The sequence below is a fragment of the Pantoea sp. X-Soil-TKNS-1280 genome (genome assembly GCF_059730475.1).
On record NZ_AP035962.1, the window covers coordinates 2834053 to 2855723 of the forward strand.

Here is a 21671-nt window from a genome sequence, read left to right on the forward strand (position 1 = left end):
CGGAGTTTCTATGTTGAAGAATCTGCGCTGGACCCTCGTACTGCTGTTGTTTCTGGTTTATATGATCAACTACCTCGATCGTATTGCCTTGTCCCTGACCGTTCCGCTGGTGGAAAAAGATTTGATGATCAATGCCGAGCAGTTCGGCATGATTTTCGGCAGTTTCTTCTTCGGCTATGCCCTGTTCAACTTTATCGGCGGCCTCGCCACCGATAAATTCGGTCCGACCATTGTGCTTGGCACTGCGGTGGGCATGTGGTCGTTGTTTTGCGGTATGACCGCGCTTGCCACCGGCTTCTGGTCGATGATGATCCTGCGCGTGCTGTTCGGCATGGCAGAAGGGCCAATCTGCGCCTCGGCCAACAAAGCCATCAATGGCTGGTTCCCGAAAAAACAGGCCGCCACTGCCATGGGCTTATTAAGTGCCGGTTCCCCGCTCGGTGGCGCAGTCGCTGGTCCGATTATCGGCTATCTGGCGCTGTCATTCGGCTGGCGTCCGGCCTTCGTTGCCATCTGCGTGATTGGTCTGGTGTGGATGGCAATCTGGTTCTTTATCGCCGCGGATAACCCGGCGAAAAGCAAACGTGTCTCACCGGCAGAGCGGGCGCTGGTGGAGAAACTGAAAGCTGAACAGTCAAATGAAGAAGAGGATCTGGCCGGGGCCGCGCACGGTATGGGTTACTATCTGCGCCAGCCAATCATCCTGGTCACGGCATTCGCCTTCTTTTGCTACAACTACATTCTGTTCTTCTTCCTGAGCTGGTTCCCGGCGTATCTGGTGCAGGCACATGGTCTGGATATCAAAGCCATGAGTATCACCACCATGATCCCGTGGATTGTCGGTTTCGTCGGTCTGGCGCTGGGTGGCTGGATTTCCGACAAAATTTTCAACATCACCGGTAAGTTGCTGTTGTCGCGTAAAATTGTGCTGGTGGTCTCACTGCTGGCAGCCGCAATTTGTGTCGCGCTGGCGGGTACGATAAAAGAGGTCAATTCGGCGGTGATCATGATGTCGATCTCCATCTTCTTCCTCTACATCACTGGCGCGATCTATTGGGCGATTATTCAGGACGTGGTGCACAAAAGCCGTGTCGGTAGCATCAGTGGCTTTATCCATCTGGTGGGAAGCCTGTCTGGCATCATTGGTCCTATCGTCACCGGCTTTATCGTCCAGCACACCGGCAAATTTGACAGCGCCTTTGTGCTGGCCGGCGTGGTCGCTGGCCTGGGTGCGCTGCTGGTGCTGTTTGTCATCCGCAGCCCGAAAACCAGCAACAAACCGGTTTCCGCTTAACAGATTGATCATGACGGGGCGGTTCCCCGCCCCGTTTGCGAAAAGGAATGATGATGTTAGAGATTGAACGCCTCCCCGCCGACGTACAACGTCCGAGCTATGACCGCAACAAACTGAAAACCCGCATGGTCCACATCGGGTTTGGTGCTTTTCACCGCGCCCATCAGGCACTGGCGAGCGACAAACTGGCCGCTCAGGGCAGTGACTGGGGTTACTGTGAAGTGAACCTCAACAGCGGCGCATTAATCGAGGCGCTGCGCCAGCAGGACTTACTCTACACCCTGACCGAAATGGCCGACGACAGTCTGCATACCCGGGTGATTGGGGTGATCACCGCCGCTCTGCATGGCAAGGGGGATGGCATCGAGGCGGTGATTGAGGCCATGAGCCAGCCGGATGTGGCGATTGTGTCGATGACGGTCACCGAAAAAGGCTACTGCCACCTGCCTGCCAGCGGCAACCTCAACCCGGATCATCCTGATATCGTTCACGACCTGGCCCAGCCGCAGGCACCACGCTCTTTACCGGGGCTGATTCTGGCTGCGATCATCCGTCGCCGCGAACGGGGTTTAGCACCGTTTAGCGTGATGTCCTGCGATAACATGCCGGAGAACGGCCACGTGACGCGCAACGTGATCGTCCAGCTGGCGGAACGTCACAGCAGCGAACTGGCCGATTATATTAAAGCCCACCTCTCCTTCCCTTCGACCATGGTCGATCGCATCGTTCCGGCCATGACTGATGCCGCATTCGCCACCCTGGCGGCACGGCTCGGCAGCAGCGATCCGGTTGCCGTGGAAGCGGAACCCTTCTTCCAGTGGGTGATCGAAGACAATTTTGTCAGTGGCCGTCCCGCCTGGGAGAATGCCGGGGCTGAGCTGGTGAGCGATGTGCTACCGTTCGAAGAGATGAAGCTGCGTATGCTGAACGGCAGCCACTCCTTCCTCGCGTATCTTGGCTACCTGGCGGGTTACGAACATATCAGCGACTGTATGGCCGATCCTCATTATCGCAGCGCCGCCCGCGCGTTGATGATGCAGGATCAGGCTCCCACCTTGCGTACCCAGGGGGTGGATCTGGCGGCCTATGCCGATTCGCTGATTGCTCGCTACGAAAACCGCGCGATCAAGCATCGCACCTATCAGATCGCCACCGATGGCACGCAAAAGCTACCGCAGCGCATGCTGGACAGTGTGCGCTGGCATTTGCAAAACGGTTCAGGCTGCGATTTTCTGTTGCTGGGGGTGGCGGGCTGGATGCGTTATGTCAGCGGTGTGGATGAACACGGCCAGCCGATTGAGATTCGCGACCCATTGAAAGATGAGCTGGCGCGCATTGTGGCGTCGAGCGAAGAAGGTGCACCTCGTGTTCGCGCCTTACTGGGATTGAAAGCGGTATTCGGTGAGGACTTACTGCATCATGCCGGCTTCGTGGCACGCGTCACCGAACTCTATCAGCAATTGTGTGCCGCTGGTGCTCGCGCCACAGTGCATGCCCTCACCCGGGCTGCAACAAACTTGTAGCGCAGAGGCAGCGTGCTGATTAGACTGCTCCCTTATAACCTCCATAATTCGATACGGATATTGCTGCATGTCGATTGTCTATACCATAACCACCAGCGAACCCGTAAATCAGCAGATTTACCGCTATCTGCGTCGGGATATCGTTACCTGCGCCATCCATCCCGGCTCGCTGCTGTCGGAAAAAGAGGTTTCAGCGCGCTTTAATGTCTCACGCCAGCCAGTGCGTGAAGCCTTTATCAAACTGGCTGAGGCTGGACTGGTACAGGTATTACCGCAACGCGGCACTTTTGTACGCAAGATTTCCGCCCAGCGTGTCGCTGATGGCCGGTTTATCCGTGAGGCGGTGGAAATCGCCGTGGTGCGCCGTGCGGCGCAGGAAATCGCGCCAGAGGCGCTGATGGCGCTGGAACATAATCTTCAGCTGCAGCGTTTAGCGGCCGAACGCCATGACAGCCAGTCATTCCTCTCCCTCGATGATGAGTTTCACCGCCTGATTGCGGAAGGCATCAACTGCCTGCTGGCATGGGAAACGGTGGAGAACATTAAAGCCACCATGGACCGGGTCCGGTTTCTGACACTGAGCGAAGTTTCCCCACCGGAAAGCCTGATTCAGCAGCATGAAGAGATTTATGCGGCGCTGAAAGCGCATGATGTTGAGGCTGCCGAGTCTGCGATGCGTCGTCATTTGCAGGAAATGATTCTGACCATTACGCCGATTGCGGAACGGAATAGCGAGTGGTTTGAAGCGCCTTGAATCAGTGCCCTCTCCCGTTTACGGGAGGGGCACTACTGCACACTATGCAATCGTTACATCTTTGGATAAATACACATCCTGCACCGCGTTAATCAGTTCCACGCCCTCTTTCAGCGATTTCTTAAACGCTTTGCGTCCCAGGATCAGCCCCATACCGCCCGCACGTTTGTTAATCACCGCCGTACGCACTGACTCGGCCACATCGGTCGCCCCGGCGGCTGCTCCGCCAGAGTTAATCAACCCGGCGCGCCCCATATAGCAGTTCGCCAGTTGATAACGCACCAGGTCAATCGGGTTTTCCGTGGTCAGCTTGCTGTAGACACGCTCATCGGTGTGACCAAAGTTGACAGCGGTGTAGCCCCCGTTATTTTCCGCCATTTTCTGCTTCACAATATCCGCACCAATGGTCGCCGCAAGATGGTTGGCCTGGCCGGTTAAATCGGCACTGGCATGATAATCCACACCATCTTTCTTAAAGCCGTTATTGCGCAGATAAGCCCACAGCACCGTCACCATGCCCAGCTCATGCGCGCGTTCAAACGCAACAGAAATCTCTTCAATCTGTCGCCGAGACTGCTCAGAGCCGAAATAGATAGTGGCACCGACCGCGATGGCCCCCATATTGAACGCCTGCTCCACGCTGGCGTACAGGGTCTGATCGTACTGGGTTGGATAGCTCAGCGTCTCGTTATGGTTCAGTTTCACCATAAAGGGAATCTTGTGTGCGTAACGGCGTGCAACCGAAGCCAGCACGCCATAGGTCGAAGCGACACAGTTGCAGCCCGCTTCAATCGCCAGCTCCACGATATTTTTCGGATCGAAGTAGTGCGGGTTGGCAGCAAACGAAGCCCCCGCCGAGTGCTCAACGCCCTGATCAACCGGCAGAATCGACAGATAGCCCGTGCCCGCCAGTCGGCCAGTGTTGTACAAGGTTTGCATATTACGTAACACGACTGGAGAACGATTGTTGTCCGTCATTACGCGATCAACATAATCCGCGCCCGGTAAATAAAGGCTTTCCGCTGGAATGGTCATGCAGCGATGTTGAAGAAGACTGTCCGCTTCTTTGCCCAATAACTGAACGATGTCCGTCATGCTGACTCCTGAATAAATGGCTGGATTGGAACCGACACCTGCCGATTCGCCCCCAACAGCCTGGACCCAAATCCGCCAGGCTGGCAAATTGCTGACTCCATTTTTCAGACAGATGCGCAGGCAAAAAACGGCAATCCGGCGTTACGCCCTACCACCAGCGATGGAAATGGTGCACCGGCCCAATACCTTTGCCGACCTCTAGCGAATCCGCCTGCAACAGCGCCTGTTGCAGCCACGCTTTGGCTTCCGCCACCGTGGCTGACCAACTGTCATGCCGTGGACGCAGTGCCGCCAGCGCCGCTGACAACGAACAGCCGGTGCCATGCGTGTTGCGGGTATTGACGCGAGGTGCGGTAAAGCGCTGGCGTCCGCTGCGAGTGATCAGCCAGTCCGGGCTTTCCGCATCACTCAGATGTCCTCCCTTCATCAGTACCGCTTCACACCCGAGATCGAGCAACGCATCGCCCTGCTGGAGCATGGTGGCTTCATCCTGCGCCATGCTCCGTCCAAGCAACGCCGCCGCTTCCGGTAAATTTGGCGTAATCAGGGAAACCTGCGGCAGTAGCAGTTCACGGATACTGTCGATGGCATCAGGTGACAACAACGCGTCGCCGCTTTTGGCAATCATCACCGTATCCAGCACCACAAACGACAGGCTGGCACGCTTCAGCTTCGCAGCGACGATTTCCACTACCGCCGTTTCCGCCAGCATGCCGATTTTAGCGCTGTCAATACGCACATCATCGAGTACCGAATCCAGTTGTGCACCGACAAATTCCGGATCGATGCGATACACCGATTGCACGCCACAGGTATTCTGCGCCACCAGAGCGGTGATCACGCTGGTGCCGTAAGCGCCGAGTGCCGAAAAGGCTTTAAGATCGGCCTGAATTCCCGCGCCACCGCTCGGATCGGTGCCCGCAATGGTTAATGCATTGATGCGCTTCATGGCGTCACCTCCAGCGTCCACAGTTCATCGAGGAAGGCGGCCACAAAGCTCCCTGGTCCCTGCACCTGACGCGCAGCCCTTTCCCCCGCCAGCGACATCACGCGACAGGCGGCAGCCACATGTTGCAGGCGCTCACCCGGCAGGCTGGCAAAGCCCGCCACCACTGCCGATAGTGCGCAACCGGTGCCCACCACCCGCGTCATTAATGGGCTGCCGCCGGGAATTGCCAGGATGTTGTGACCGTCAGTAACATAATCCACTTCGCCAGTGACCGCGACGATGCTGTGATAATCACGCGCCAGTTGCTGTGCGGCACTGATTGCCGCGTCGGCCTGATGCAGGCTATCCACACCACGCCCGCCTGCCGCCTGATTCGCCAGCGCCAGGATTTCTGAGGCATTGCCACGAATAGCCGCGGGTTGCTGGCTTAGCAGCTGCTGACAAAATTCGGTGCGAAACGTTAACGCGCCGACCGCTACCGGATCGAGCGTCCAGGGCGTCCCCGCCCGGTTGGCTGCGGAGACGGCTGCCTGCATCGCATCACGACGATCGCGTGTCAGGGTACCAACATTGATCAGCAACGCATCGGCGAAACCACTGAACTGTGCGGCTTCATCAGCATCGATCACCATGGCAGGTGAAGCGCGTAGCGCCAGCAGGACATTCGCGGTAAAGGTTTGTACAACGTCATTGGTCATGCAATGCACCAGCGGCATATGCTGACGGAGTAACTGAAGAGATTGCGCGAGTTGCGCTGTGGAGAGAAGGTCAGGCTGTTTCATAAGGCTCCCAACCGGCGATCAAGAAGGCGAATGCGGTCAGGCATCTGACTTCCCTACGCTGGCATTATCCAGATCAGGTCAGCGGGTTTATCTCAGCCCCGTTTAGGAGGGCACCCCGAGTCATTGATATATATAAATATATTACACAGCAATTTCTGCGATGTGAGCCATGATCATAAGTGACTTAGCCATTGCTGTAAACCTCAGATTAGCCCCTCATATGGACAGAAAATCCGCATAAAAAACCCCGCAGAGCGGGGTTTCCAGGCTGAATGGACACCTACTTACCGAGATATTGCTTAACTTTCTGCGTATCCTTACCCACGTTTGCGACTGCGGTTCGTAATTGTGCGACAGAAACATCCAGGGTTTTAGTCCAATATTCGACTTCCCAGGTTTCACTGAGACGAATAACGCGTTTGTCTTCAGGTTGTCTTTTCTTCAAAGCATCAGTCATTTTACAGCTCCTGAGGTTAAATTAAGTGGCATAACGCCCCCTTCAGATCAGCAGCCAGAAGTGTGCTGGCTATCGGCGAAAATCCTAGGCAAAATCCTCATCAAGATCAAGGTATAGAAACTACACCAAAGTACAACAAGCCGTAATTATCATCGATAAGAAAATTTTTATCTTTGGATTCATGAACTCCCTGCTTTGTAAAGAATACACTTCGCCCGTCACCTTTTAGCCTGTCCTGTTTCGCAATGTCATTACCCTCGCCCGCCTGCTGGTTTCATGCAGGGATTCCTCACGATAAGAACATCCTCCCCCTGACCTGAAACATCTTAATTTAATTAAATATCATATAGATAACATCAACCATCCTGTCTAAACCTGAGATCCTGTGTTTTGCGTGCCACGTCATAATTTGCAAAAAATGCTATTGATAATTCGCGTCGCGAAAAATAACATCACACCACTTGTTACATGAGGTAACAGTTTCACCAAACATCATCACCAAAGGAATTATCACGGAGGATTTACCATGAACCGGACTCTTCGCACGCCACTGGCTGCTGCTATTGCTTCCATCCTGACTGTTACGGCATTGATTCCCTGCACACCCGCACTGGCGGCAGGCTTTGTTGATGACGCCTCTCTTACCGGTTCGCTCTTCTACTGGCAACGCCAGCGCGATCGTAAAGAGATGGATCCGCAGCATGGCAAGTACGGCCAGTATGATGCCAACCTGCACCATGCTTCTGCCAATGCCAGCCTGGACTTCTCTTCCGGCTATCTGGCGAATTTTATTGGTCTCGATCTCTCCGCTTTCGGTGCGCTGGAATTAACCCATGGTGGCCCCGCCGCCCCCAATGAAATCGGCTTCAGCGATGCCCGCACACGCTGGGATGAAAAATGGACCGGTGATAAGAGTGGCGCCAGCCTGTACAAGGCTGCACTGAAAACCAAATGGCAGGATAACTGGCTGCGTGCTGGTTATTTGCAACCAACCGGCCAGACGCTGCTGGCACCGCACTGGAGCTTCCTGCCAGGCACCTATCGCGGCGTCGAAGCGGGAACCACCTTCGACTTTGCAGATACCGGCGCGCTTTCCTTCTCCTGGATGTGGGCAGATCAGTACAAAGCCCCGTGGTATCAGCACATGTACAACTTCCGCAAAGCGGACGGCAAAACGGGGATTCCGTGGCTGCAATCCTTCGGCGCGAAGTATGACTTCAAAAACGATTTCATCCTGGAAGGCGCATATGGTCAGGCGGCAGATTACATGGATCAGTATTTTGCCAAAGCCTCATATCAGCTGCCGCTGGCCGGGTCACCGCTACGCACCAGCTATCAATTTTACGGGGCCAAAGATCGCGAAAGCGGCGGCACCAGCAATATCAACCATGTCTATGACGGTTTAGCCTGGCTGCAGGCCATGACGCTGGGCTACACACTGGGCGCTTTTGATTTCCGTCTCGAAGGGACCTGGGTCAAAGCCGAAGGCAATCAGGGCTTTTTCCTGCAACGCATGACGCCTTCCTATGCCAGTTCCAATGGCCGCATGGATGTGTGGTGGGATTCGCGTTCAGACTGGAACGCCAATGGCGAGAAAGCATTGTTTGCCGGAGTCATGGTCGATCTCGGCCACTGGCAATTGCCGGGCTGGCAGGCGGGTGGATCTTATGCCTATGGCTGGGATGCAAAACCCTCAACAAATCCCATCTACAACCAGCAACAACGCCTGACGGAATCTGCGTGGAGTCTCGACCTGGTTTATACCCTGCAGGAAACGCGCGCCAAAGGTACTCAGTTCAAACTGCATTACACCCAGTATGACAACCACAGCAACCTGCCCAGCTACAGCGGTGGCTACGGCAATATTTTCCAGGACGAGAAAGACATCAAATTTATGGTCATCGCGCCCTTTACCCTTTTTTGACCCTGAGCTGGCAGGAGCCAGAATTCATCCGCGCATAAGGATAACAGCATGAAAAAATTGAAATTAAGCCTTCTGGCATTGAGCGTTATCGCGCTCGGTGCCTGTAAATCGGTACCACAAAACCAGCAAGCGATCGTGGATCAAATCAGTCAGTTTGGTGTGCAGTACCAGGTAACCGACAATCAGGCCGCCAGCCATGGCGTAGATTGCGCCCAACTTGGCGCTGACTGGGCTTCCTGCAATCGGGCCACCATCAAGCTAACCAACCATGGCCCGGCCATCACCAGCAACAACTGGGCGATTTACATGAGCAACGTGCATGAGACCCTGCGCGTCGATAACGACCAGTTTAAAATGACACATGTCGTCGGCGATTTGACCCGCCTGGAACCGACAGATAAATTCACCGGCTTTGCTGCGGGAACCACCGTAGAGATCCCCATCGTTAATGAATACTGGCAGCTGTTTATCACCGATGTGATGCCGCGCTGGTACGTCACCGCAGAAGGGGCATCGCCAAAAATTATCAGCAGCACCGACACGGAAAATTTAACTGACTTCGTCCAGCCGTTTGGCAATCAATGGAAGCGCGTGGCTGACGATAAAAACGTGCTGATGCAACCCGACAGCCGTTTCGCCAAAAATGCTGATATCAAATTGCTGCCGGCAACGACGTTGCGTGGACAAATTACCCCCACTCCACGTTCGGTCAACATCCATGCAGCTGATGTCGATCTGAGTAAGGGTGTGGTGTTGCATCTCGATGCTTTGCCAGCCAACCAGGCTCAGGCAGTAGAGCAACGTTTCGCCATGCTGGGTATCCAACCGAATCTGAAAGGCTACGGCATCAAAACCCGTATTGACTCAGGCAAGTTCCACGGCGAAGAGGCGGTATCGGGTGCTTACCAGCTACGCATTACCCCTCGTGGTACCGATATCGTTGGCTATGATGCGGCTGGCGCATACTACGGCCTGATGTCGTTGCTCTCGCTGGTCCCGGCCGAGGGCAAACCCATTATCGCCACGCTGGAAGCGCAGGATGCACCGCGTTTTGCCTATCGCGGGGCTTTCCTGGATGTGGCACGTAACTTCCACAGCAAACAGGCGGTGTTGCGGATGCTGGACCAAATGGCCGCATGGAAGATGAACAAATTCCACTTCCATCTTAGCGACGATGAAGGCTGGCGCATCGAAATCCCCGGTCTGCCGGAACTGACCAATGTCGGGAGCAAACGCTGTCACGACCTGAGCGAACAACAATGCCTGGTGCCGCAGCTAGGTTCCGGTCCGTTCAGCGATAATCATGGTAGTGGGTATTTCAGCCGCACCGATTATATTGAGATCCTGAAGTATGCTCAGGCACGCAATATTGAAGTGATTCCGGAAATCGATATGCCTGCCCACGCCCGTGCTGCCGTCATCTCGATGGAAGCACGCTATAACCGGCTGATGGCAGCAGGCAAAACGCACGCGGCCAGCGAATTCCGCCTGATTGATCCCACCGACACTTCCACTACCACCTCGGTACAACTGTACGATCGTACCAGCTACCTCAACCCCTGCCTCGACTCCTCACAACGTTTTGTTGACAAGGTGATAGGTGAAATTCAACGCATGCACCGTGAAGCAGGTCAACCGCTGACGACCTGGCACTTTGGTGGCGACGAAGCGAAAAACATTCGTCTTGGCGCAGGCTACACCGATATAAAAAATCCTGAGGCAGGTAAAGGCATTCTCGATCAGCGCCAGCAAGACAAGCCCTGGGCTAAATCACAGGTCTGCCAGGCATTGGTGAAATCCGGCAAAGTGAAGGACCTGGAACATTTGCCAAGCCACTTTGCGCTGGAAGTCAGCCAGTTGGTCAAAGCGCACGGCATACCGGTGATGCAGGCATGGCAGGATGGTCTGAAAGATGCCAGCAACGCTCATGCTTTCGCCACCTCACGCACGCGCGTTAACTTCTGGGACACTTTGTACTGGGGCGGATTCGACAGCGCCAATGACTGGACACAAAAAGATTACGATGTGGTGATCTCCAATCCGGATTACGTCTACATGGACTTCCCCTATGAGGTTAATCCGCTGGAACGCGGCTATTACTGGGGGACGCGTTTTAGTGATGAGCGCAAAATGTTCAGCTTTGCACCGGATAACCTGCCGCAAAATGCTGAGACCTCAGTTGATCGCGATGGCAATCCTTTCGCCACGACGTCGGACAAGCCGTGGGGTGGTGCATATGGCCTCTCTGCCCAGTTGTGGAGCGAAACCGTGCGTACCGATCAGCAGATGGAATATATGATTTTTCCGCGTCTGTTAGCGGTTGCGGAACGTGGCTGGCATCGCGCCAGTTGGGAGCTGGATTATCAGCAGGGTCGCAGCTATAAGGGCGGTGAAACCCACCATGTCAACCAGGCACAGCTCACTGGCGACTGGCAGCGTTTTGCCAATCTGCTGGGCCAGCGCGAACTGGGCAAACTGGATAAAGCCGGTGTTCATTACCGTCTCCCAGTCCCTGGCGCGCGCATCAATGCTGGCAGGCTGGAAATGAACATCGCCCTGCCCGGTCTGCCGCTGCAATACAGTCTGGATAATGGCAACAGCTGGATTGGCTATCATCCGCAGGCACAACCGACCATTGCCGCAGGCGATAAGGTGATGGTGCGTAGCCTGAGTCTGGATGGAAAAAGGGCGAGTCGCAGCGAAAGCCTGTAATCGAATAAATTGCGCTGGATCATTTCTCATCACTGACGCTCCAAATCGTCATAACTGATTCAGCGCAAATAACATCCCGGATGTTGAACGGCAAAAAAGGAGGTGGCACAACAAATAACTCAAAATAGTTATTGGCGTTAATAAAATAAGACCGGGTAAATCAAATTATATTGCGCGCAGGCTGAGTCCCCTGCGCGCTTTTTTATTTGAAATTAATAAATAATTTCAAAATGAGAGCAACATCACTGTTGCTTGATTAATATCAAACTATGAGCGAGTAAAAAACGGCCTAATTTCATTCCGGACCTGAAGAATATAATTAAATCCGGCAGACACCATGAAATTAAGATTACTCAGTTTTATTCCGCACGCGCATAAATGGCGCAATATTCAGATCTCACGTAAAGGCGCAGTTTCTCCCTCTGGTCGTCACTACCATTCCACACATGTCCAGGCACATTGCAAAGGATGTGGTGAACGCATTCACCGGGTCTATTACCGGGATATCAGCGATGCAGAGGCACGCCGCTGGTTAGGATAATCAGGCAGATATCAGCGGATCATATGTTGCAGAGATGTTATGGCATGGTAATCTCCCCATATTAACCTCTTGCCAATATCACCGCTATGCCTGATCTATTAACCACATTAAGTCACCAGATTTACCCCTCGGCCCCATTATTTATTCTTATTTTTCTCGGTTATTGCCTGACGCGTTTTGGCAAATGGCCCGCCAGTATCAGTGAAGGGATGAACCGTTTTGTGTTCAATGTGGCCCTGCCCTGCATGCTGTTTGATGTAATGAGTGATTTCTACAAAAGCCCGCCGGTGGATTTTCGTCTGCTGCTGGCATTTTTTGGCAGCTGTCTGCTGGTATTTATTGCCGGGCGCGTGATCGCAGCAAAAGTGTTCCAGCTGGAAAGCATTGCCGGGTCGGTGTTTGCGCTGGGTGGTATTTTTTCCAACAACGTGATGCTGGGCATTCCCATCGCCACGGTGTTACTGGGCGAACAGGCATTGCCATCGGTGGCACTGGTGCTGGTGTTTAATAGCCTGATCCTCTGGACCCTGCTGACAGTATCGGTGGAGTGGTCAAAGCATGGCAGCTTCTCGGTACACGGGCTTGGTCGCACGCTGATTAGCGTACTGAAAAACCCGCTAATTATCGGCATCCTGAGTGGTACGGCCTGGAGTTTCCTGCAACGACCGCTGCCACTGATTGCGGCACAACCCATTGATCTACTTGGCTCCATTGCTGCACCGCTGTCGCTGGTGACGCTTGGCATGAGCCTGGCGCACTATCGAGTGCGTGATGGCCTGAAGGAAAGTTACAGTATCTGCCTGCTGAAGCTGATTGTGCAGCCGATGTGCATCTGGGCGATCGCCTGGCTGACCGATTTACCGGCGCTGGAAAGTAAAGTGGTGGTGCTACTGGGATCGATGGCGGTGGGCGTCAATGTCTACCTGATGTCGCAAAAATTTCAGGTGCTGACCGGCCCGGCTGCGGCCAGTATGTTGTTTTCCACGCTGTTCGCGGCGGTGACCACACCGGTATGGATGATGCTGATGACGCTGGCCGGGTACTGACGTGCAAAAAAAAAAAGCCCTGCAACACAGGTTGCAGGGCGTTTGCGTGGCTATCGCAACAAAATTATTCAGCCGGATTGGTGCGGATCAGATAATCGAACGCACTCAGTGAGGCTTTGGCACCTTCACCGCTGGCAATGATGATCTGCTTGTACGGCACCGTGGTGCAGTCACCCGCTGCAAACACGCCTTTCAGGCTGGTTTCGCATTTCGCATCAATAATGATTTCGCCCATACGGTTGCGCTCAACGGCGCCTTCCAGCCAGGTGGTATTCGGCAGCAGACCAATCTGCACAAAGATGCCGCTCAGCGCGATTTCATGGCTGTTCTGATTGGTGCGATCGGTATAAACCAGGCTGGTCACTTTGCTGCCATCGCCTTTCACTGCCGTGGTTTGTGCGTTAAGGATCACATCCACGTTTTTCAGGCTACGCAGTTTGTCCTGCAATACCTTGTCAGCACGCATTTCGCTGGCGAATTCAAGCAGGGTGACGTGCTCAACGATACCCGCCAGGTCGATGGCCGCTTCAACACCCGAGTTACCGCCACCGATGACCGCCGTACGCTTACCTTTAAACAGCGGACCGTCACAGTGCGGACAATAGGTTACACCTTTGGTGCGATACTCTTCTTCACCCGGCACACCCATATTGCGCCAGCGAGCGCCGGTAGCCAGGATGATGCTGCGTGATTTCAGCACTGCGCCAGAAGCGGTTTCGATTGCATGCAGACCACCCTCTTTGGCTGCCGGGATCAGCTTGATCGCGCTCTGGGTATCAATCACATCAACATCGTAATCATCAACGTGGGCACGCAGTGAACCTGCCAGCTTCGCACCTTCGGTTTTCGGTACGGAGATGTAGTTTTCAATGTCCACGGTATCCAGTACCTGGCCACCAAAACGCTCACCCATCAGACCGGTACGAATACCTTTACGTGCCGAGTAAATCGCTGCTGCTGCGCCCGCCGGACCACTACCGACGATCAGTACTTCATAGGCATCACGCTTATTCAATTCTTCCGCCGCACGTTTGTCAGCGTTGGTGTCCACTTTGCCGACGATTTCCGCCAGGCTCATACGGCCCTGACCAAACTCTTTGCCGTTCAGATAGACAGCCGGAACGCCCATCACGTTACGTTCGGTGATTTCGTTCTGGAACATGCCACCGTCAATCGCCGTATGGCTGACATTCGGATTGAGGATTGCCATCAGGTTCAGTGCCTGAACAACATCCGGGCAGTTGTGGCATGACAGGGAATAATAAGTTTCGAAATGGAACTCGCCTTCAAGCTGAGCCACTTGCTCCAGCAGGCTCTGCGCTTCTTTCGAAGGGTGTCCACCGGTCTGCAGCAGTGCCAGTACCAGTGAAGTAAATTCATGGCCCATCGGCGAACCGGCAAAACGCGGGCCGCTGTGGCTGCCAGGGTTGGTAATCAGGAATGAAGGCTTACGTACCGGACGATCATTCTCTTCGCGGAAGCTGACTTTGTCAGACAGGCTCGCGATATCAGCCAGCAGGGTCCGAATCTCTGCGGATTTGGCGCCATCATCCAGTGTGGCAATTAACTCAACCGGTTTCGTTAATTTCTCAAGGTAAGCCTTGAGTTGGGTTTTTAAGTTGGTGTCGAGCATAATGAGTTCCTGTTGCTGGTCGAAAAATCGGGTGCCGTAGCACCCGATTGGAGAAACATCGAAGGGCTGCGTGTTGGCTTAGATTTTGCCAACCAGGTCCAGTGATGGAGCCAGAGTCGCGTCGCCTTCCTGCCATTTAGCCGGGCAAACTTCACCTGGGTGAGAAGCAACATACTGAGCCGCTTTCACTTTGCGCAGCAGGTCAGAGGCGTCACGGCCAATGCCTTCAGCAGTGATTTCGATAGCCTGGATGATGCCTTCCGGGTCAACGATGAAAGTACCACGATCTGCCAGGCCTTCAGCTTCACGCATGATTTCAAAGTTACGGGTCAGTGCACCAGTCGGGTCGCCGATCATCGCATATTTGATTTTAGCGATGGTTTCAGAAGAACCGTGCCAGGCTTTGTGGGTAAAGTGGGTGTCAGTAGAAACAGAGTAGATATCTACGCCCAGTTTCTGGAATTCTTCGTGATGATCAGCCACGTCGCCCAGTTCGGTCGGGCATACGAAGGTAAAGTCAGCTGGGTAGAAGAAGAAAACACTCCATTTACCCTCAACGTCTTTCTCGGTTACGTCGATAAATTCGCCGTTTTTGAATGCTGCGTTTTTGAACGGTTTAATTTTGGTATTAATGATAGACATCGGGTGACCTCCGTTAAAAGATGTGATGCAGGTTACATAATTTTCGGGCCAACATCTAATATGCAGCCGTTATCAATTAGATAAACAAAAGCTATCAAACGCGACAAGGCCCGATTGCTGCGGCCTGCCGCGGCATTCTACACAGAAACTCCCCTGATTTAACGTGGTTTATCTTTTTGCGCCGGAACTGCTACTTTTGAGTGAACCGACTGCTGGAGTTCATCAGTGCATATTCGATTGTTTCAGGAAGCTGACCGCCCTTTTCTGCGTACGCTGTTCCTTGCAGCGCGCCGGACCAACTGGACCTGGCTCGACAGTGATGACTGGCAGCTGGAGGATTTTGATCGGGTAATCATGGGTGAGACCGTGCTGGTCGCGGAAATTGACGGCCATCGCGCCGGTTTTGCCGGTGTGCTCGATAATGATAATTTCCTGCACAGCCTGTATGTCTCCCCCGATTTTCAGGGCCAGGGTGTGGGCAGTGCGCTACTGGACGCGGTACAGGCACGTTTTACCGGCACCGGGGCGCTGAAATGCCTGCTGCTGAACCAGGCTGCGCAAACCTTTTATCTGAAGCATGGCTGGCAAAAGGTGGCGCAGGGTGAAAGCGATCAGGGGAAATACCTGTTGATGCACTATCCGCTGACGGCGCGCGCCAGCGGATAATCAGTCGGTTAAACCGCGCGGAAGGCGATATCGTCGGGGATCACTTCCCCATGCCAGTAAAGCTGCGATGCCACGCGCCCGGCCAGTTCACGATACATCACGGTAAACTCACTGTCTGGACGACGAATCACCGTTGGCTCACCGTCATCCAGATCTTCGCGCAAATTAATATGCAGCGGCAGCTGCGCCAGCAGACGGGTGTTGTAGTCCTGCGCCAGTTTCTGCGCACCACCCGTGCCAAAGATCGGCTCATGATGACCACATTCGCTACAGATGTGGATGCTCATATTTTCCACCACACCCAGCACCGGTACGTTGACCTTCTCGAACATCACGATACCTTTACGCGCATCAATCAACGCGATGTCCTGCGGCGTCGTCACCACCAGCGCGCCGGTCACCGGGATATTTTGCGCCAGCGTCAGCTGGATATCACCGGTGCCGGGTGGCATATCCAGCACCAGATAATCCAGGTCCGGCCACATCGTTTCATTGAGTAGCTGCATCAATGCCTTGCTGGCCATAGGGCCACGCCACACCATGGCGTTATCGTCAGTCACCAGATAACCAATGGAGTTGGTCGCCAGCCCGTGCGCCATGATCGGGGCCATATGGGTGCCATCCGGCGAAGTCGGACGCTGATTTTCCGTACCGAGCATGTTGGGAATCGACGGACCATAGATGTCCGCGTCAAGAATCCCCACGCGCGCCCCTTCCGCCACCAGCGCCAGCGCCATATTCACTGCGGTACTGGATTTGCCCACGCCCCCTTTGCCGGAACTGACCGCAATGATGTTCTTCACACCATTGACGCCAGGGTGGTTTTTCACCCGCTTCAGGGTGGCGATATCGTGGCGTAACCGCCAGTCAATCGCCCGGGTTTGCGTCAGGCGCAGCAGCTCGCTGCTGGTTTGTGCTTTCAATTCCTCAAACGCACTGGCCCAGGCGAAAGGCATCACCAGTTCCAGATGCAGTATGTCATCCAGTAACGCGACATGGCGCAAGGCTTTCAGTGTCGTAAGATTGTGCTTCAGTGTCGGATGTTCAAAGCCACTCAGCACGCCTATCACCACGGCGCGCAGGGCCTCAGGTGAATGTTGTTCCCGGGATTGTGAAGTCATCCCCGCTCCTTACTCTTTATTCTGACGCTGAACTTCAGCGATGTGATTTCAATAATATCAGATAGGGCATAAAGTGACGTGACTGTCAGGTTGTGTTTACGCCAGAGAGTGCTTCGGTTAACATCTTAAGCCCGATTTTTCATTTACAGAAAGCTACGCAAACTATGACTCAAGTCGCTAAAAAAATTCTGGTAACGTGCGCGCTGCCATACGCGAACGGCTCAATCCATCTCGGCCACATGCTCGAGCATATCCAGGCAGACATTTGGGTGCGTTACCAGCGAATGCGTGGCAATCAGGTTTACTTCATCTGCGCCGACGACGCGCACGGCACACCGATCATGCTGAAAGCACAGCAACTCGGCATTGCGCCTGAGCAGATGATTGCTGAGATGAAGCAGGAACATGAGACCGATTTCGCCGGTTTCGACATCAGCTATGACAACTACCACTCGACGCACGGCGACGAAAACCGCCAGCTGTCGGAGCTGATTTATGGCCGTCTGAAAGAGAACGGCTTCATTAAAAATCGCACCATTTCTCAGCTGTACGATCCGGAAAAAGGCATGTTCCTGCCCGATCGTTTCGTTAAAGGCACCTGCCCGAAATGTAAATCGCCGGATCAATATGGCGACAACTGTGAAGTCTGCGGTGCCACTTACAGCCCGACCGAGTTGATCGAACCAAAATCCGTGGTATCTGGCGCGACGCCGGTAATGCGTGATTCCGAGCACTTCTTCTTCGATCTGCCTTCCTTCAGTGAAATGCTGCAGGCGTGGACGCGTTCTGGTGCGTTGCAGGAACAGGTGGCGAACAAAATGCAGGAATGGTTCGAATCCGGCCTGCAACAGTGGGATATCTCGCGCGATGCGCCCTACTTCGGTTTCGAGATTCCAGGTGCGCCAGGCAAATACTTCTACGTGTGGCTGGATGCGCCAATCGGCTACATGGGGTCGTTTAAAAACCTGTGCGATAAGCGCGGCAATATCGATTTCGACGAGTTCTGGAAGAAAGATTCCACCACCGAGCTGTATCACTTTATCGGTAAAGACATCGTCTATTTCCATAGCCTGTTCTGGCCCGCGATGCTGGAAGGTAGCCAGTTCCGTAAGCCGACCAACCTGTTTGTGCACGGTTATGTGACGGTTAATGGCGCGAAGATGTCAAAATCTCGCGGCACCTTTATCAAAGCCAGCACCTGGTTGCAGCACCTGGATGCCGACAGCCTGCGTTATTACTACGCGGCGAAACTCTCTTCACGTATCGATGATATCGACCTGAACCTGGAAGATTTCGTGCAGCGCGTGAATGCGGACATCGTCAACAAAGTGGTAAACCTGGCATCACGTAACGCTGGCTTCCTGACCAAACGCTTTGGCGGCAAACTGTCGTCCGAACTGGCCGATCCGGCGCTGTATCAGACTTTTGTCGATGCCTCGGAGAAGATCGGTGAAGCCTGGGCCAGCCGTGAATACAACCGTGCCATCCGTGAAATCATGGCACTGGCGGATCTCGCCAACCGTTATGTGGATGAACAGGCACCGTGGGTGGTGGCGAAACAGGAAGGCCGTGATGCCGACCTGCAAGCCATCTGCTCAATGGGTATCAATCTGTTCCGCGTACTGATGACCTGGCTGAAACCGGTATTACCGTCTCTGAGCGCCCGCGCTGAAGCTTTCCTGCAGAGCGAACTGAGCTGGGATGCTATCCAACAGCCGCTGCTGGATCATAGCGTTGCTCCGTTCAAAGCATTGTATGGCCGCATTGAGATGACCAAAGTTGACGCGCTGGTTGAAGCATCGAAAGAAGATGCTGCCGCCGCTAACAAGCCTGCGGCGACCGGCCCTCTGGCTGAAGCACCGATTGGCGACGCGATCACCATCGATGATTTTGCCAAAGTCGATATGCGCGTGGCGCTGATCGAAAAAGCAGAGCTGGTGGAAGGTTCAGACAAGCTGCTGCGCCTGGAGCTGGATTTGGGCGGTGAGAAACGCCAGATCTTCTCTGGCATTCGTGCCGCCTATCCGGATCCGTCAGTGCTGGTCGGCAAGATGACCATCATTGTCGCTAACCTGGCACCGCGTAAGATGCGCTTCGGTGTATCGGAAGGGATGGTGCTGTCAGCGGGTCCTGGCGGCAAAGACCTGTTTGTGCTGTCCGTGGATAGCGGTGCACAGCCAGGAATGCCGGTGAAATAACACTCTGAGCCGTCATTTTCTGGCGGCTTCTGCCATCCTGTAGCGGCGCGATTTATCGCGCTGTTTTTTGACAAAACCCGCGCGATAAATCGCGCCGCTACAGACTGCAAACCTTACCCATGATGTGATCTCTGGCACGCTAAGCGCTTAATGCGTATGATGAAGCCCTATGAAAACAGGAGCCTGTCATGCCCACCGTGCTGTCTGTCAGCTGGCGCTATTTGCGCGCCTTTATCATCATTTACGCTGCTCTTTATGCCGGAATCGGCATTTCTACCCTGCTTCCTATTAACATTCCCGGTAGTATCATCGGTATGCTGCTGTTGTTTATGCTGCTGGCGCTGCAAATCCTGCCCGTGGACTGGGTCAAACCCGGTTGTCATTTGCTGATTCGCTATATGGCGCTGCTGTTTGTCCCGATCAGCGTCGGAGTGATGAGTTATACCGATATCCTTACCGCGCAATTCGGTCCTATCGTTGTTTCCTGCCTGATCAGTACCTTCCTGGTACTGGTGGTGGTCGGCCTGAGCGCCGAGCGAATGCAGCGGTCTGGCGTGCCAAAGGAGCCAGGAAATGAGTGATATCTGGTGGTCCCTGCCACTGACGCTGCTGGCCTATTTCCTCGCCCGTAAGTTTGCAGCAAAAATCAAAATTTCCATCGTTAACCCGTTACTGGTGGCGATGGCGATTGTCATCCCCATTCTGCTGCTGACACATATGCCCTATGCCCGCTATTTTGCTGGCAGCGCGCTGCTCAATCAGCTATTGCAACCCGCTGTGGTGGCGCTGGCCTTACCGTTGTATGAGCAGATGCATCAAATCCGCGCCCGCTGGAAAACCATTATCAGCGTCTGTTTTATTGGCAGCATCACGGCAATGATTTCCGGCACCGCCATCGCCTTATGGTTGGGTGCAACGCCGGAGATTGCTGCCACCATCATGCCGAAGTCGGTCACAACGCCGATTGCTATGGCGGTTTCAGCCTCAATGCATGGCATCCCAGCTATCAGCGCCATTTGTGTACTGATTGCGGGTGTGCTGGGCGCAGTATTCGGCCATATGCTGCTCAATCTGTTGCAGATAAAAAGCAAGGCATCACGCGGATTAGCGATCGGCAATGCCTCGCATGCACTGGGCACCGCGCGCGCCGCAGAGATTGATTATCAGGAAGGGGCGTTCAGTTCTCTGGCGCTGGTGATTTGCGGCATTATTACCTCGCTACTGGCACCGTTCCTCTACCCGGTGCTGATGCACTGGTTCGGGTAAACTTGCGAGAGATCTCGCAAAGTTGAAACAAGCAAGGCGGCTTACATTGTCAGAGCGATATAGATCACATATAACCCTTCAGGCGGCGCACCGCCGCTGACGCGTTAACGAGGCCATCATGCATCCAAGATTCACTTCCGCTTTCTCTGCCCTGCCGGTCAATCTGCAACAGGCGTTGCAACCCATCATGGATGCCGCCGATTTTCATGGTGTCCTGCAGGCCAATGAAGTGACGCAGTTACAGCAGGCTACCGCGCTGGAAGCCGATGCCCTCGCTCTCGCCTTGCTGCCACTGGCGGCATCCTGTGCCGTCGCGCCAGTTTCAAATTTTAACGTCGGTGCCATTGCGCGTGGCAGCAGCGGTAACTGGTATTTCGGTGCCAATATGGAATTCCGCGGTGCACCTTTACAGCAGACGGTGCACGCGGAACAAAGCGCCATCACCCATGCCTGGCTACGGGGTGAAACGCAGCTGGAGACCATCACCGTCAATTACACACCGTGCGGACACTGCCGCCAGTTTATGAACGAGTTGAACAGCGGCACCGCCATTCGCATCAGCCTGCCAGGCCGTGCTGTCAGCACCCTGGGCGATTACTTGCCGGATGCTTTCGGCCCTGCGGATTTGAATATTGCTGAACGTTTACTGACCCCGGTCAATCATGGCTTTAGCTTGCAGGGCGACACTCTGCAACAGGCAGCCATTGAGGCAGCCAATCAGAGCCATGCCCCCTACAGCCACAGCTACAGCGGAGTGGCGCTGCGTAGCCGCAGCGGGCAGATTTTTACCGGACGTTATGCGGAAAATGCCGCATTCAACCCCAGCCTGCCCCCGCTACAGGCAGCCTTGATTCTGCTGAATATGCACAACGAAGCGCTGGATAGCGTGCAGCAGGCGGTACTGGCGGAATGCCAGGGGGCAGTGCTCAGCCAGCATGACGCTACGCGTGCCACACTGGCGGCGCTGGGATGTGGCGATTTTGCCGCTGTCACCTTGTCAGTTTGCGCAGTTAAGTGATCCTTTTACCGCTTTTGTGACCTTTTATTAACAAAAGCTGTACATCTGCA

General features: G+C 54.3%; 19 protein-coding genes and 1 riboswitch. Of the genes, 12 read left to right on the top strand and 7 right to left on the bottom strand.

Annotated features, from left to right (window positions below; translation table 11 throughout):
• The first annotated feature begins 10 nt into the window (after window positions 1-10).
• The 3 genes from AC6I8X_RS13135 (at window position 11) to AC6I8X_RS13145 (ending at window position 3571) form a co-directional block, all read left to right on the top strand.
• The gene (locus AC6I8X_RS13135; RefSeq protein WP_313684871.1) at window positions 11-1294 is read left to right on the top strand and encodes an MFS transporter; all 1284 of its coding nucleotides are present in this window, start codon (window positions 11-13) and stop codon (window positions 1292-1294) included.
• 53 nt (window positions 1295-1347) lie between these two features.
• The gene (locus AC6I8X_RS13140; protein WP_497841039.1) at window positions 1348-2817 is read left to right on the top strand and encodes a mannitol dehydrogenase family protein; all 1470 of its coding nucleotides are present in this window, start codon (window positions 1348-1350) and stop codon (window positions 2815-2817) included.
• 67 nt (window positions 2818-2884) lie between these two features.
• Window positions 2885-3571: a GntR family transcriptional regulator gene (locus AC6I8X_RS13145; protein ID WP_313684875.1), complete on the top strand. Its 687-nt coding sequence runs from the start codon at window positions 2885-2887 to the stop codon at window positions 3569-3571.
• Window positions 3572-3613: 42 nt separating this feature from the next.
• Here AC6I8X_RS13145 and fbaB read toward each other — a convergent pair whose 3' ends face one another.
• The 4 genes from fbaB to AC6I8X_RS13165 all read right to left on the bottom strand — a co-directional run bounded on the left by fbaB (window position 3614) and on the right by AC6I8X_RS13165 (window position 6854).
• Entirely contained in the window at window positions 3614-4666 is a 1053-nt protein-coding gene (fbaB, locus tag AC6I8X_RS13150; RefSeq protein ID WP_299445542.1) for a class I fructose-bisphosphate aldolase, read from the bottom strand.
• A gap of 148 nt (window positions 4667-4814) precedes the next feature.
• Entirely contained in the window at window positions 4815-5615 is an 801-nt protein-coding gene (gene thiD, locus AC6I8X_RS13155; protein ID WP_497839948.1) for a bifunctional hydroxymethylpyrimidine kinase/phosphomethylpyrimidine kinase, read from the bottom strand.
• Complete coding sequence (thiM, locus tag AC6I8X_RS13160) at window positions 5612-6397, bottom strand: hydroxyethylthiazole kinase (RefSeq protein WP_299445538.1); 786 nt, start codon at window positions 6395-6397, stop codon at window positions 5612-5614. Before thiM ends, thiD begins: the two co-directional genes overlap by 4 nt.
• Before the next feature lie 33 nt (window positions 6398-6430).
• A riboswitch (TPP riboswitch) is annotated at window positions 6431-6525 on the bottom strand.
• A gap of 152 nt (window positions 6526-6677) precedes the next feature.
• Entirely contained in the window at window positions 6678-6854 is a 177-nt protein-coding gene (locus tag AC6I8X_RS13165) for a DUF3606 domain-containing protein (protein WP_299445535.1), read from the bottom strand.
• 526 nt (window positions 6855-7380) lie between these two features.
• On the opposite strand from AC6I8X_RS13165, the gene chiP reads away from it, so the two are divergent.
• The 4 genes from chiP to AC6I8X_RS13185 all read left to right on the top strand — a co-directional run bounded on the left by chiP (window position 7381) and on the right by AC6I8X_RS13185 (window position 13077).
• A complete protein-coding gene (gene chiP, locus AC6I8X_RS13170; RefSeq protein ID WP_497839949.1) occupies window positions 7381-8778 on the top strand; it encodes a chitoporin ChiP in 1398 nt (465 codons plus the stop codon).
• A 48-nt stretch (window positions 8779-8826) separates the two neighbouring features.
• Window positions 8827-11490 (top strand): beta-N-acetylhexosaminidase, encoded by a 2664-nt coding sequence (locus tag AC6I8X_RS13175; protein ID WP_497839950.1) that lies wholly within the window; start codon window positions 8827-8829, stop codon window positions 11488-11490.
• A gap of 337 nt (window positions 11491-11827) precedes the next feature.
• Window positions 11828-12031: a hypothetical protein gene (locus AC6I8X_RS13180; RefSeq protein ID WP_313683548.1), complete on the top strand. Its 204-nt coding sequence runs from the start codon at window positions 11828-11830 to the stop codon at window positions 12029-12031.
• A gap of 86 nt (window positions 12032-12117) precedes the next feature.
• Window positions 12118-13077: an AEC family transporter gene (locus AC6I8X_RS13185; protein ID WP_497839951.1), complete on the top strand. Its 960-nt coding sequence runs from the start codon at window positions 12118-12120 to the stop codon at window positions 13075-13077.
• Between the two features lie 64 nt (window positions 13078-13141).
• Here the strand turns inward: AC6I8X_RS13185 and ahpF are convergent, their stop codons facing one another.
• A complete protein-coding gene (gene ahpF, locus AC6I8X_RS13190) occupies window positions 13142-14710 on the bottom strand; it encodes an alkyl hydroperoxide reductase subunit F (protein WP_313683550.1) in 1569 nt (522 codons plus the stop codon).
• Window positions 14711-14788: 78 nt separating this feature from the next.
• Window positions 14789-15352, bottom strand: a complete 564-nt coding sequence (ahpC, locus tag AC6I8X_RS13195; RefSeq protein ID WP_013509781.1) for an alkyl hydroperoxide reductase subunit C — start codon at window positions 15350-15352, stop codon at window positions 14789-14791.
• Between the two features lie 225 nt (window positions 15353-15577).
• Here ahpC and AC6I8X_RS13200 point away from each other — a divergent pair, with 225 nt between their 5' ends.
• The gene (locus tag AC6I8X_RS13200) at window positions 15578-16018 is read left to right on the top strand and encodes a GNAT family N-acetyltransferase (RefSeq protein ID WP_299445520.1); all 441 of its coding nucleotides are present in this window, start codon (window positions 15578-15580) and stop codon (window positions 16016-16018) included.
• A gap of 8 nt (window positions 16019-16026) precedes the next feature.
• On the opposite strand, the gene apbC is transcribed toward AC6I8X_RS13200, so the two are convergent.
• The gene (apbC, locus tag AC6I8X_RS13205) at window positions 16027-17139 is read right to left on the bottom strand and encodes an iron-sulfur cluster carrier protein ApbC (RefSeq protein WP_299445518.1); all 1113 of its coding nucleotides are present in this window, start codon (window positions 17137-17139) and stop codon (window positions 16027-16029) included.
• Window positions 17140-17303: 164 nt separating this feature from the next.
• On the opposite strand from apbC, the gene metG reads away from it, so the two are divergent.
• The 4 genes from metG (at window position 17304) to cdd (ending at window position 21621) form a co-directional block, all read left to right on the top strand.
• Window positions 17304-19337, top strand: coding sequence for a methionine--tRNA ligase (gene metG / locus AC6I8X_RS13210; protein ID WP_313683551.1), 2034 nt, complete (start codon window positions 17304-17306; stop codon window positions 19335-19337).
• Between the two features lie 188 nt (window positions 19338-19525).
• Complete coding sequence (locus tag AC6I8X_RS13215; RefSeq protein ID WP_299445514.1) at window positions 19526-19918, top strand: CidA/LrgA family protein; 393 nt, start codon at window positions 19526-19528, stop codon at window positions 19916-19918.
• Window positions 19911-20603, top strand: a complete 693-nt coding sequence (locus AC6I8X_RS13220; protein WP_084876040.1) for a CidB/LrgB family autolysis modulator — start codon at window positions 19911-19913, stop codon at window positions 20601-20603. The genes AC6I8X_RS13215 and AC6I8X_RS13220 overlap by 8 nt, the downstream gene beginning before the upstream one ends.
• A 118-nt stretch (window positions 20604-20721) precedes the next feature.
• A complete protein-coding gene (cdd, locus tag AC6I8X_RS13225; RefSeq protein ID WP_497839952.1) occupies window positions 20722-21621 on the top strand; it encodes a cytidine deaminase in 900 nt (299 codons plus the stop codon).
• Window positions 21622-21671 lie beyond the last annotated feature (50 nt).